Genomic DNA, 12,192 nt, shown 5'->3' with positions numbered 1-12,192 from the left:
CCCCCCCGCCGCTGCCGACCCCGGCGCGAACGCGGCTGCGTTGCCGTTGCCCACCGCCGCCGCCGTGACAGCGGAGACCTCTGCGCCGGCAGCGCCGCTGCTGGCCACCGCACGTCAGGCCAAACGCCCGTGGTGGGCGCGCCTGCTCGGCCGGCTGGCCGACCCGTGGCTGAGCCTGACCATCGAACCCGAACAACCCGGGCGCTATGACGACGGCAAGCCGGTGGTCTATGTGCTGGAAGACTACGGCCTGTCCAATGCGCTGATCCTGGACAAGGCCTGCCGCGAGGCTGGCCTGCCCTCGCCGTTGGTGCCGCTGCCGGGCGACCCGCTGGAGCGCAAGCGCGCCTACCTGGCGCTGTCGCGGCGCAGCAGCAGCAATTCGCTGATTCCCGAGCAGCGCGGCGGCAAGACCCATTCCGACTCGCTGGCCAAGTTGCTGCAGGCGCACCGCGTGCGCGCCGACCTGGACGTGCATCTGGTGCCGGTGTCGATCTTCGTCGGGCGTGCGCCGGACAAGCAGAGCGGCTGGTTTGCGGTGCTGTTCTCGGAGAACTGGGCGCTGGTCGGCCGCTTCCGTCGCCTGCTGGCGGTGCTGCTCAATGGCCGCACCACCATCGTGCGTTTCGCGCCGCCGATCTCGCTGCGCCAGACCATGGCCGAAGGCCTGCCGCCCGAGCGCACCCTGCGCAAATTGCAGCGCGTGCTGCGCACGCATTTCCGCCGCATCCGCGAGGCGGTGATCGGGCCGGATCTGTCCACCCGCCGCCTGCTGGTGGACCAGGTACTGGCCGCCGATTCGGTACGCGAAGCCATCGCCACCCAGGCTAAGCGCGACAACTCCAAGCCGGTCGATGCCTGGCGCAAGGCGCACGCCTATGCCTGGGAAATCGCCGCCGACTATTCCAGCCCGGTGGTGCGCTCGGCCAGCTTCCTGCTCACCCACGTGTGGAACCGCATCTACGCCGGCGTGCTGGTGCATCACCTGGACAAGCTCAAGCAGGCCGCCCCCGGGCACGAAGTGGTCTACGTGCCCAGCCACCGCAGCCACATGGACTACCTGCTGCTGAGCTACCTGCTGTACGAGCGCGGCATCGTGCCGCCGCACATCGTGGCCGGCATCAACCTCAATCTGCCGGTGGTCGGCACCCTGCTGCGCAAGGGCGGCGCGTTCTTCATCCGCCGCTCGATCAAGGGCAATGCGCTGTATTCGGCGGTGCTGAGCGAATACGTCGCCCAGCTGGTGGCCGGCGGCTATTCGATCGAATACTTCGTCGAAGGCGGGCGCTCGCGCACCGGGCGTCTGCTGCAGCCCAAGGGCGGCATGATCGCGATGACGCTGCGCGCGTATCTGCGCCAGCCGCGCAAGCCGGTGCTGTTCCAGCCGGTCTACATCGGCTACGAGAAGCTGATGGAAGGCAACAGCTACCTGGACGAGCTCACCGGCCGGCCGAAGGAAAAGGAATCCATCTGGGGCCTGCTGTGGTCGATCCCCAAGGTGCTCAAGCAGAACTACGGCCAGGTGGTGGTGAACTTCGGCGAGCCGATCGCGCTCAACGATGTGCTGGCCAAGCACGCCCCGGATTGGGATGGCGAGCCGCTGCCGGAAGACGCCAAGCCCAGCTGGCTGGCACCGGCGGTGGATACCTTGTCCACCCAGATCCAGACCCGCATCAACTGCGCTGCCGACGTCAATCCGATCAACCTGCTGGCGCTGGCGCTGCTGTCCACGCCCAAGCATGCGATGGGCGAGGCCGATCTGATCGCGCAGATCGAGTTGTGCAAGAAACTGCTGGCGGAAATGCCGTACTCGGACCGCGTCACGGTGACTCCGCATACTCCGGCACGCATCATCACCCACGCCGAAGAGATCAACGTGCTCACGCGCGTGTCGCACCCGCTGGGCGATGTGCTCAGCGTCAGCGGCGATACTGCGGTGCTGCTGAGCTACTTCCGCAACAACGTGCTGCATTTGTTCACTGCATCGTCGTGGGTGGCGTGCTGTTTCCAGAACAACCGCCGCATGAGCCGCGCCGGTCTGATCCGGCTGGGCCGCACGGTGTACCCGTTCCTGCAGGCCGAGCTGTTCCTGCCATGGAGCGAAGACCGTTTTGCCGAGCGCATCGAACAGACCATCGATATGTTCGTGCGCGAAGGCCTGCTGCTCAATGTCACCGACGACGACGGCGGCATCCTGACCCGCAATACCGGGCAGACCGATGAGGTGTTCCGTCTGCGCGCCATCGGCCACTCGCTGCAGCAGGCATTCGAGCGCTATTACATCGCCATTTCGGTGCTGGTGAAGAACGGCCCCGGCGTCCTCGGTGCCGGCGAACTGGAAAGCCTGTGTCAGCAGGCCGCACAGCGCCTGAGCCTGTTGTATGCGCCTGCTGCGCCGGAGTTCTTCGACAAGACCCTGTTCCGCAGCTTCATCCAGAAACTGCGCGAGCTGCGCCTGGTCTGGCCGGACGAGAACAGCAAGCTGCTGTTCGATGAGCGGCTGGATGCATGGGCGAAGGATGCCAAGTTCATCCTCGGCCGCGAACTGCGCCACACCATCGAACGGGTCAGCCCGGCGGCGGTGAAGCCGGATGTGGTGTTGCCGCCGGAGTGAGGTGGCGGTCTTGGCGGCAAGGGCCGCGCACTGGCCAAGCGCGCGGCATTGCTTGGCGCTGGCGGATTGTTGCAGTTCGGTCGAGTTGGATGGGAAACGGTGCGACATCGCGCGCCGCAGTGCGGCCGCAGCAAATCGAACGCGGTGTTGCCGCTGCAGCGGGACAGCGCGGCAGGGACACAACACACGCACGGCGTAGAAACACCAGCGCGGCATCGAGGCTTCACACCTTCAGCAACGCCCCGGTGATTGCTTCTCCCATCGGGAGAAGGTGGCGCGCAGCGCCGGATGAGGGTACGGCGGCAGGCAACCCGTGCAGCCATGCAGCAGTTGCCTCTCATCACACAGTGATCTGCGCGATATCCCCAACGCCCCGATCATGCATTGCTTCCAGCGTAGGAGCGTGGCGCATCGCCCCAGATGAGGGTACGGCGGCAGGCAACCCGTGCAGCCATGCAGCAGTTGCCTCTCACCACACAGTGATCTGCGCGATATCCAACGCCCCGATCATGCACTGCTTCCAGCGCAAGAGCGTGGCGCATCGCCCCAGATGAGGGTACGGCGGCAGGCAACCATGCAGCCATGCAGCACATCGTCCTCGCCACACAGCGATCTGCAGCGAGGTTTCACACAACAGTTGCGTTCGTTTCATCGGCCACTTGCGCGGTTGCCGATAGCATCGGGTCACCTTTCACAGTGATCGGGCGCATCGCAATGCCGATGCGCCTGGCAGGAGATTTCATGCGCGCAGCCATCCATACCCAATTCGGCGATCCCGCCAAGGTGCTTGAACTCGGCGAACGGCCCGTGCCGCAGCCCGGCAAGGGGCAGGTGCGCATCGCCATGCGCCGCTCGCCCATCCACAACCACGACCTGTGGACCGTGCGCGGCAACTACGGCTACAAGCCGGAGCTGCCGGCGATCGGCGGCAGCGAAGGCGCCGGCATCATCGACGTCCTTGGCGAGGGCGTCGCCGGTCTGCAGACCGGGCAGCGCGTGGTCGCTGCCGGCGTGCACGAAAGCTGGGCCGAGTACTTCCTGGCCGATGCCGCCGGCGTGGTGCCGCTGCCCGATGCGCTGGACGACGATCGCGGTTGCCAGTTGATCGCCATGCCGCTCAGCGCACTGATGCTGATCGAATTCCTGCGCGTGGAAAAAGGCGACTGGATCGTGCAGAACACCGCCAACGGGGCCGTCGGTAAAACCGTGGCCATGCTGGCTGCCGCCCGCGGCATCAATGTGATCAACCTGGTCCGTCGCGACGCGGGCGTGGACGAGCTCAAGGCGCTGGGCATCGGCAATGCCGTGTCCACCGCGCAGGACGGCTGGCAGGACACCGTGCGCGCACTGGCCGGCGATGCGCCGATCATCCGCGCCGTCGACTCGGTGGCCGGCAGTGCCGCCGGCGAGCTGATGGGGCTGCTTGCCGAAGGCGGCGAGCTGGTGTCGTTCGGGTCGATGACCGGCGAACCGCTGCAGATCTCCAGCGGCGATGTGATCTTCAAGCAGGCGACCGTGCGCGGCTTCTGGGGCAGCAAGGTGATGCAGGCCACAAAATCAGAGGACAAGCGCCGCATGATCGGCGAGCTGTTGAAGGCCGCCGTCGATGGCAGCCTGGCCTTGCCGGTGGAAGCTGTGTTTGACCTGAAAGATGCCGCCAAGGCCGCGGCCGCAAGCGACGAGCCGGGTCGCCGCGGCAAGATCGTGCTGCGTGCCGGCTAACAGCCACGCGGGCTAGCACGTTGTCCAGCAGGGTCAGGCTGGTCGCGGTTGAAACGCGGCCGGAGCGCAGCAACGCGGCCAGGTTACGGATCTGTAACGCCCACGGCCGAAGCCGCGCTCGCTTTAGTACTTGAATCCGGAATAGGAGCACGAGCAGCAGGAGCAGCAGGAGCAGAACCGAGACCGGGTTTCGGCTTCATGGACGAATTCAAACCTGACCCGCGTAGTTAGCGCGTCCCCTCATCCGCCCCTGCGGGGCACCTTCTCCCGCATGCGGGAGAAGGACAACCTGGCGGGAGAAGGACAAAAGGACAAACAGTCGAGCTGCCGCTTAAAGCCCCTCTCCCATCGGGAGAGGGGTTGGGGTGAGGGTCCGGTCCGCACGAATGGTTGGTCTGCGCTGCGCACCGCAACGCAACGACATCGGTCGCCTGGCTTAAGTCACGCCGGGCCGGCATGTGCAAATGACCCCGGACACCCGGCGGACCCCGGACCCCCGGCACCGACGCGCAGATCAAGGCGCCTGCCATCCAACCACGAGGGGCACGGCATCGCCCGAACGGCTTACGCCGGCTCGTCGGGCACCAGCTCCATTTCCAGCCGGATGATGCAGTCCTTGATCTGCAACTTGCGCTTTTTCAAGCGCTTCATCTGCAGCTCGTCTTCCAGGTTCGCAGGCATGCGCTGGATCTCGTCGTCCAACGCACGGTGCGCGCGTCGCAACTCGGCGATCTGTTCGACGATCTCGGCGGGTGAGAGGGTTTCCACGCCCCGAGCATACACAACCCCGGGCGGCACGCGTCACCTGCGCTTGCCAAGTGGCCGCAGGCTGCGACAATGCCCAGGCGCCGTCGGGGACACGGTGGCGCGCCTGATCCCATCATTGCCGCGCGGCCACGGCCGTCGAGACAGGAGTCTTTCGATGCGTTTGCGTTCTTCCCTGCTGGCCCTGAGCCTGCTCACCGCCGCCAACCTGGCCTCGGCCGCCGATGTGGCCAAGTACGACGGCTTTCTGTGCTGCAACCTGCGCACCGACGGCAGCTGGATCAGCGACAGCAACTACGCCGAAGACGGCAAGCGCGTGCTTCCCGTCGGCACCCCGGTCAGCGTCACCGGTTTTGGCCGCAACCGCGTCAATCTCAAGATCGCCGGCGAAAAGCAGTCCATCGGTAACGACTACAGCCGCGACCTGGACAACACCGCTTTCGCCGCGCGCTACGTGGTGACCGCCGACCCCAAGCTCAAGCTCGCCACCTTCCCGCCGAAGATCCGCCAGGCCATCGTGGACGGCAAGCTCACCGGCGGCATGACCCGCGAACAGGTGCTCATGGCGGTCGGCTACCCGATCAGCAGCGAGAACCCCAATCTGGAAGCCTCGCTATGGCGCTACTGGCGCACCAGCTTCGCCGAGTACCAGGTGCAGTTCGGCCCCAGCGGCAAGCTGGTCAAGGTGACCGCCGACCCGCAGTTGCTGAATCTGGTCTGGGCGCCGTAACAAAGCCGGCTTGGCGCAGTGCGCCGTGTCTGCCAGTGGTCTAGGCAGAGACAGCGCACCGTGCGATTTTGCTGAGTCTTGCGTCGATACATAGGTCAACAGATATCGTGCAGACGACCGCAAGGCGCAATCTGTGCAATGGTCGGCTCCGTAAAATATTTCGCACGAGATATCGCCTAAGGTAATTGGTCCGACGATGGACATCCTCATACCATTCCTCTTTGTTGCTGCATTGTGCGGCGTGCATGCTTATTTTCATTCCAGGCGGCATCGGCCACCGAGCGGGGTGGAGCGCGGTTTGGCTATGCTTTGGCTGGTGATCCGGCGACTGTTATGTTTTTCGATGGTCCTGCTGGTCTGGGGAGGTGCCGTCTATCTGGGCTACCTTGTGCTTGCCAGAACTGCTTCGTCTTCGCTGCTGTGGTGGTCTGCCGGGCTGCTGCCTTTCGGCTATATTTTTCTGCACCTGGGCTTGTACGGCGCGGGGCATAAACGCCATGACTGGAATGAGGACAAGAGCGTGCATGCAGAGCGTAAGCGTCGGTATGGTTGGCGTTGGTAGCCACTAGATATGGAGAAAGTGTCCCGCCAATCGAACCAGAAGGCCGGATAAAGTAATTGCCTGTATGGAGTGGAAAGTGACATCAAGCCTTGGACGCACAACCTTTCTGGTCTTCATGTGCCTGGGATGGCTAATTCCTGACGCCATGGCTGGAGGGGCCGATGAATACGTCGGCATCGGCATTTCTGAAGAGGGCGGCTCCGCCCTGGGAATGAAATTCTTGCCGCCTTACGGTAACGGGTGGAAAGTGAAACGTGGTGGCCTGAGTGTAGAGCTTGAAAAAGCCGCAACCCGTGAGGCCGGAGAGGAGCGTCTGGAGGCCTACATGATAAGGCCAGATAATCCTGAAATTTCACTTTCCGACTACGCAAGAAGCATCAGAAATAATGTCCAAGCCGGGATCGCCGCGAGTAAAAAATTCGCGATAAGCGAGTTGGACGTCGTCGAAGATCCAGGTAATTCCAAATGCGTCCGTATCCACCTACTACTGCAGCATCTGCAGCCAGGCACGAACGGCGATAACATTTGGAAGGAGCAATACAACAGTTCATGCAGGCTTCTCAATCATCCGGGCGTAGGTTTTGAAATTCGCTACTCACATAGCTATACCGCGCAGACAAAAAATTCTGATTTCCCTGAGAGCGCCAAGAGAGTGTTGGACAGCGTGATCATTGAGGATAGATCGTTTTGACACCTGTCCATCTTCACTGCACGAACTCCATCGATGGATGGGAATTCTCCGTAGACGCCAAAGACGCTTGAGCTTCCCGGCAGGTTTGTTGCAGAGCGCGACGTGCAGGCTCTGCGACATGTCGGGCTGCATCAGTGCATCGATTGCGGGACGCGTCGCAGCTGTGACACGTCGTAGCCCATCGCTGCAATGCGCGCAACGGCATGCCGATAGTCCAAGCTTATGCGAATGACCCGGCATTACACGCAGAGCTTCTGGTCGGTATCACGATGGCTGGGTCTCAAACCAATCAACAGACATCTTCCAACTGCGGTCATTCGTCTATCCTTCAATATAAAAACCGATCGATGGCCGTTCGCCCTGATGAGAATGGAGTAAGTGAATGACAAACCCCTATGACTCGTCGCCGATCCACTCAGCGATTTCCTCGCTCAACGACACCATGGTGACCACCGCACTGGAGCTTCCTGGACACCGAATCGTCCGTAATCTGGGCCTGGTGCGTGGTATCACAGTGAGGTCACGCTCGATCGTCGGCAACTTCTTCGGCTCCCTGCAGAGCTTGTTCGGCGGCAATATCACCATCTACACCGAACTATGCGAGCAGGCACGCCTTGAGACCTATCGCGAAATGGTGCAGCAGGCCAGGCATCTTGGCGCCAACGCCATCATTGCGGTGCGGTACGACGCTACCGAGTTGATGGCCGGCCTGACCGAAGTCCTGTGCTATGGCACCGCAGTCGTCGTCGAGGCGCAGCATGCATAGCGGGTCAAGCATTCACCGAGGGGTCTCCGTGAAACTGCGGTGCGTGGCGGTAGTCGTCTTCGTTATGGCAACTTGGCTGCCGGCGGCGCAGGCGTCGAGTTCCTCCACCTTCATGTCCGAAGTCGGGAAAGTGTCGCCGGTATACGAGCGTCTGGCCAACTCTGCCGAGTCAGAGCGCCTTATCGATGAAGGCAGGAAGAGCGAAGTCAACGCAAGGTTGAAGCGACTGGTGCCGGAGACAAGCAAAAGCGCATATGACGCGTTTGTCCTGTCCAATATCCTCTACCGGGCCGATGTGGCTGCCAGTGACGCCTACATGAAGCTCGCCGACGAGAAATTGCCCGGCAATCCCTTCGTCATGTTCGAGCGCGGTATGCGCGAACACCGCGCGGGCCGCTGTGATATCGCGCTGCCTCTGTACGAAAAAGCCGCGAAACTGCTGCCAAGGTCGCAAGTGCCGGATCGCCTGTGGGCCTACATCACGCACTGCCGCCTCGTGCTTGAGGATACACGCGGAGCGGTCGCCGCCTGGACACAGGTGGACTTCAAGGAGAAACACACGGCGATCGAGAAATCGATGTATGACATCTTCTCGACGACAGATCCGGACGCCGAAAGAGAGCGCTTGATCACGTCCATCCGTGCAGGGGCAGCAGGCGACGTTTGCACGTTGATCAAACTCGACAAGAATTGGGAAATCGACTGGTGGAATGCGAAGGAGCAGCCTGAGTACCTTGCACATGACATCGCATTTGTCAGGTCATTGGCCAGGAACGACAGGAAGATCCAGCAGGTCGCGGAGCTCTGTGTCGACGCAGTGGACCTCGATGACGATCAATTCAAACGCTTTATCGCATCGGCGGGTTACTGGGGAGAGGGTGGCCGCTTGCCTGAAGATCCGACAGCGAGCCATACGTTGATCAGTCAGCTGCAGAAAAGAAAGATGGCGACGGCGGAGGAGATCTTCCATCGTTACGGTGCGGAGCTGGAACAACGATACAAGCGGATGCCTGGCAATCGTTCGACGCTGGATCTGCTGGCGTTTCTCTACAGCGCGACCGGGCGAAGTGCGCAACTCAGGACGATCGACCTGTATGGCTGGAAGACACTGAAGATCGAGGCCTACGCGCTGAGCTATCTGAAAGGCCTGGCCGAGACAGACGCTGGATACTCCGCTGCGGTTGCGCAAGCTGCACGCGACTTCCCCAATGGCGCCGAAATTCAGCGGATCAACCTTGTGCTACACGCCGAGTCCGACGATAAAGTGACGTATCTGACGCGCTATGTGGCAGCACAGTTCCCGAACGTGCAGGAGCATCTGAGCGGGCGCTATCGGCTCGACGATTTCATGGCTGCGTTGAAGAGCGAGCTGGATGCACCAATCCCAAAAAAGTAGCGGTCCCGGACGACGTGTCTTCTGGGCCTGTGAGCAGATTCAAGCAGCCAGCGCCAGGTATGAATCGCCTCAGGTGCGCATTGGCGTTTCCGTGTGGCATGGCCTGGAAGTGTGCGCGTTGCAAGAACGGTGATCTCATCGCTTCAGAATGCGACGCTCTGCGTCTGCGGCAGCAGGCAATGCCTGACGGACCAGCCTTAGAGTAGCTAACAAAACTACTGCGCAGCCGCCAGGCGGGCGCGGCCGGTGCTCGGAATCGGCATGTACCACTCGTACACTGCGGTTCCTCCGCGCCGTCCACACCCGCCTGACGACTGCTCGCTACGTTTTGTTAGCCACTCTTAGGCTTAACGCCGAGGGCATGCCTGATCGCACGACCTGACGGGGGCGGCGGCACGTCGGAAGATACAGATAGCCGACGGCCAAGGCGCTAAGCTTCTTTACCGACCAACCTGGCGTCACAGAGCGAATCAACCATGCAGCGCAATCCAGACCTGTATCCCAAAGACGATAACGGCGACACCTTGTGGCACATCGCCCAGCAGGGCGTGGATCTATCCAGGCCACGGGAGATTGCGTTTTCCGTGGTGTTCCCGAGCAAGGAGTCGGCACTGGAATTTTCGGTGACGTTGCTGCGCTTCGAGCAGAAGGTGCGTTGCTGCCATTACCCGGACAACACGGCGTTTCCGATGGATGTCACGGTGTATCCGACCATGGTGCCGACATACAAGGCGATTTGTGCGTTCGAGCAAGAGTTGGCGACGGAGGCCACGCCCTTGGGCGGTCTGAACGATGGATGGGAATTCTCCGTAGACAGCAAAGACGCTTAAGGTTACCGGCAGGTTTGTTGCAGAGCGCGACGTGCAGGCTCTGCAGCCTGTCAGGCTGCATCAGCGCATCGATTGCGGGACGCGTCGCAGTTGTGACACGTCGTAGCCCATCGCTGCAATGCGCGCGACGGCCTGTTGATAGTCCGCATCGGAGACCTGTGGGGTCCGTGCCATGTACCAGACGTAATCGCGCTTGCTGCGTGCCACGATGGTCTGGGTATAGTCGGCATCCCGCCAGGCGATGACGTACTCGGCCTTGAATGGCCAGATGAATTGCATGCTCCACAGCGCGCCGTTGCCATTGTCTGCGACCCGGCCGATCGGATGCATGGACTTGAGCGGCGCCTGGAAACTACCTTTGCGAAACGTGAAGGTAGTCTGGATACGGCCATCGGGCCGCAACGCATACCGTTCCACCGCATCGTAGGCCTTGCGTTCCGGACGGGTCGGAATATGCGCGATGACATACCAGTCGCCCATGAAACGCGGCACATCCACGTTGTCTGCGCGGGGCAGTGCGGAGCGCGCCTCGCTGCCGCTTGCACTGCCGTAGACCGCAAGTGTGAGTAAGAACAGCATCGACGCCTGGCGCATGGCAACCTCTTTAAGAGACTCAGTGCATGGGCATACGTTGCGACGATGCGTGTGGATGCAGCGTGCAATGCGTCAACAGTCGAAAGGCACGATGGCCTCTCGACCATTGGCGGACGCCACCGTCGCGACTCCTGGCGGATGCCTTGAAGAATGCGATTGCTGCGGTGGTCACGGACAGGAGCAGGCGCCTTCGCTCAATCCGTCTATCGGCGCGACAGCCGGCGTGCCAGGGTGACGACCACGCGACGCCGCTGCGGGGTCGGGAGCAGTCTTGAGGCGACTGAGCACGCATGGCGAGCGGTCGTCAGCTTGGCATGGATGGCGGACTCAGCGCCGGCGTGCCTGGGTGTCCATGCCACGTCGAGCATCGGCGGCGTTCGACCCGCGGTAAACATCGTCGCAGTCATCCGCTCGTATACACACGCGTCCGGCGACCCCAGCACGGAAAACAGTAGAGGACGTGAGCATCGCTGCCATGTCACCACGGCGAAACGGCATCTTTCCCGTACGGATGGATCGTCGCGATCGTGCCATCTGCCAGATGCTCCAGCGGCGCCATCTTGATGTTGCGCAGATGGGTCTGGCCGCCCGAGACCACCGCGTCGTGATAGAACAGATACCACTGGCCATCGAAGGCGCAGATGGAGTGGTGGGTGGTCCAGCCGATCACCGGCTGCATCAGCACGCCCTGGTAGTGGAATGGGCCATACGGCGAGTCGCTGGTGGCGTAGCAGATCAGGTGCGTATCGCCGGTGGAATACGACAGGTAGTAACGACCGGCGTAGCGATGCAGCCAGGGGCCTTCGAAGAAGCGACGGTCGACGTCGTCGGCGCGTAGCGGGCTGCCGTGTTCGTCGAGGATGACGATCTCGCGCGTGGGCTCGGCCAGTGCGGTCATGCTCTCGTGCAGGCGCGCCACACGCGGACCCAGTGCGGGCGCAGCGCCCACCGGTTCCTGATGCGTCTGCGCGTAGGTGTTGTCGCGGTAATGCTGCAGCTGGCCGCCCCAGATACCGCCGAAATACAGGTAGTGCGTACCATCGTCGTCGGCGAAGGCGGCCGGGTCGATCGAGTAGGTACCCGCAATCGGCTCGGCTTCGGCCACGAACGGCCCTTCGGGGCGCTCGCCCACCGCCACGCCGATCTGGAAGATGCCGTCGGCGCGTTTTGCGGGAAAATACAGGTAGGTCTTGCCATTGCGTTGCGCCGCATCCGGTGCCCACATCTGGCGCTGCGCCCATGGCACATCGCGCACGTGCAGCACCTCGCCCAGGTCCTCGACCGGTGCGTTGGGGTGTGCCATGCGGAAGACGTGGTAATCCTCCATGCCGAAATGCGAGCCATCGTCGCTGAAGGCCACGCCGGCATCGATGTCGTGCGAGGGATAGATGTACAACGCTCCATCGAACACATGCGCGGACGGGTCGGCCGTGTAGATGTGAGTGACCAGCGGTGCGGAAATGGCGGTGCGCGCCAGGGCCTGCAGTGTGGCGGCGTGCAGTTCATCGGACATGCGCGTACC

Annotated in this window: 11 protein-coding genes, 1 other RNA gene and 1 pseudogene; 9 read left to right on the top strand and 4 right to left on the bottom strand. The window is 62.4% G+C overall.

Annotated elements, in window-relative coordinates; genetic code table 11:
- Both plsB and Y887_RS13490 read left to right on the top strand, forming a co-directional pair.
- A partial coding sequence (gene plsB / locus Y887_RS13495; RefSeq protein WP_046964826.1) for a glycerol-3-phosphate 1-O-acyltransferase PlsB occupies positions 1 to 2,614 on the top strand: 2,614 nt, incomplete at its 5' end.
- Between the two features lie 741 nt (positions 2,615 to 3,355).
- Positions 3,356 to 4,336, top strand: a complete 981-nt coding sequence (locus Y887_RS13490; RefSeq protein WP_046964825.1) for a zinc-binding dehydrogenase — start codon at positions 3,356 to 3,358, stop codon at positions 4,334 to 4,336.
- 564 nt (positions 4,337 to 4,900) lie between these two features.
- Here the strand turns inward: Y887_RS13490 and Y887_RS13485 are convergent.
- Positions 4,901 to 5,104, bottom strand: a complete 204-nt coding sequence (locus tag Y887_RS13485) for a YdcH family protein (RefSeq protein WP_046964822.1) — start codon at positions 5,102 to 5,104, stop codon at positions 4,901 to 4,903.
- Between the two features lie 154 nt (positions 5,105 to 5,258).
- On the opposite strand from Y887_RS13485, the gene Y887_RS13480 reads away from it, so the two are divergent.
- The 3 genes from Y887_RS13480 (at position 5,259) to Y887_RS13470 (ending at position 7,084) form a co-directional block, all read left to right on the top strand.
- Positions 5,259 to 5,831 carry a hypothetical protein gene (locus tag Y887_RS13480; protein WP_046964821.1) on the top strand — a complete coding sequence of 191 codons (573 nt, stop codon included), beginning with the start codon at positions 5,259 to 5,261 and terminating at the stop codon, positions 5,829 to 5,831.
- Between the two features lie 196 nt (positions 5,832 to 6,027).
- Positions 6,028 to 6,393: a hypothetical protein gene (locus Y887_RS13475; protein ID WP_146093425.1), complete on the top strand. Its 366-nt coding sequence runs from the start codon at positions 6,028 to 6,030 to the stop codon at positions 6,391 to 6,393.
- Between the two features lie 76 nt (positions 6,394 to 6,469).
- Positions 6,470 to 7,084, top strand: coding sequence for a hypothetical protein (locus tag Y887_RS13470; protein WP_146093426.1), 615 nt, complete (start codon positions 6,470 to 6,472; stop codon positions 7,082 to 7,084).
- Between the two features lie 131 nt (positions 7,085 to 7,215).
- Here the strand turns inward: Y887_RS13470 and Y887_RS21555 are convergent.
- Positions 7,216 to 7,299: pseudogene (locus Y887_RS21555) on the bottom strand (lipocalin family protein); the annotation flags it as partial.
- A 167-nt stretch (positions 7,300 to 7,466) separates the two neighbouring features.
- Here Y887_RS21555 and Y887_RS13465 point away from each other — a divergent pair.
- The 4 genes from Y887_RS13465 to Y887_RS13455 all read left to right on the top strand — a co-directional run bounded on the left by Y887_RS13465 (position 7,467) and on the right by Y887_RS13455 (position 10,076).
- The gene (locus Y887_RS13465; protein WP_046964818.1) at positions 7,467 to 7,850 is read left to right on the top strand and encodes a YbjQ family protein; all 384 of its coding nucleotides are present in this window, start codon (positions 7,467 to 7,469) and stop codon (positions 7,848 to 7,850) included.
- Between the two features lie 43 nt (positions 7,851 to 7,893).
- Positions 7,894 to 9,246, top strand: coding sequence for a hypothetical protein (locus Y887_RS13460; protein WP_046964817.1), 1,353 nt, complete (start codon positions 7,894 to 7,896; stop codon positions 9,244 to 9,246).
- Positions 9,247 to 9,507: 261 nt separating this feature from the next.
- Positions 9,508 to 9,583: non-coding RNA, sX9 sRNA (locus tag Y887_RS18300), on the top strand.
- A gap of 139 nt (positions 9,584 to 9,722) precedes the next feature.
- Positions 9,723 to 10,076: a ribonuclease E inhibitor RraB gene (locus Y887_RS13455; protein WP_046964816.1), complete on the top strand. Its 354-nt coding sequence runs from the start codon at positions 9,723 to 9,725 to the stop codon at positions 10,074 to 10,076.
- Positions 10,077 to 10,136: 60 nt separating this feature from the next.
- Here the strand turns inward: Y887_RS13455 and Y887_RS13450 are convergent, their stop codons facing one another.
- Both Y887_RS13450 and Y887_RS13445 read right to left on the bottom strand, forming a co-directional pair.
- Entirely contained in the window at positions 10,137 to 10,670 is a 534-nt protein-coding gene (locus tag Y887_RS13450; RefSeq protein WP_046964815.1) for a lipocalin family protein, read from the bottom strand.
- Between the two features lie 478 nt (positions 10,671 to 11,148).
- On the bottom strand, positions 11,149 to 12,183 hold the full coding sequence (locus Y887_RS13445) for a glycoside hydrolase family 43 protein (RefSeq protein WP_046964814.1): 1,035 nt from the start codon (positions 12,181 to 12,183) through the stop codon (positions 11,149 to 11,151).
- Positions 12,184 to 12,192 lie beyond the last annotated feature (9 nt).

Origin of the sequence: Xanthomonas pisi DSM 18956, from assembly GCF_001010415.1 — a bacterium.
Taxonomy (GTDB): domain Bacteria; phylum Pseudomonadota; class Gammaproteobacteria; order Xanthomonadales; family Xanthomonadaceae; genus Xanthomonas; species Xanthomonas pisi.
This window is presented reverse-complemented; position numbering and strand designations above follow the sequence as displayed.

Bases quoted from the DNA above. Each gene is read 5' to 3' on its own strand.
- Y887_RS13490 (WP_046964825.1), top strand. From the start codon at position 3,356: ATGCGCGCAGCCATCCATACCCAATTCGGCGATCCCGCCAAGGTGCTT.
- Y887_RS13480 (WP_046964821.1), top strand. From the start codon at position 5,259: ATGCGTTTGCGTTCTTCCCTGCTGGCCCTGAGCCTGCTCACCGCCGCC.
- Y887_RS13475 (WP_146093425.1), top strand. From the start codon at position 6,028: ATGGACATCCTCATACCATTCCTCTTTGTTGCTGCATTGTGCGGCGTG.
- Y887_RS13465 (WP_046964818.1), top strand. From the start codon at position 7,467: ATGACAAACCCCTATGACTCGTCGCCGATCCACTCAGCGATTTCCTCG.
- Y887_RS13455 (WP_046964816.1), top strand. From the start codon at position 9,723: ATGCAGCGCAATCCAGACCTGTATCCCAAAGACGATAACGGCGACACC.
- Y887_RS13450 (WP_046964815.1), bottom strand. From the start codon at position 10,670: ATGCGCCAGGCGTCGATGCTGTTCTTACTCACACTTGCGGTCTACGGC.
- Y887_RS13445 (WP_046964814.1), bottom strand. From the start codon at position 12,183: ATGTCCGATGAACTGCACGCCGCCACACTGCAGGCCCTGGCGCGCACC.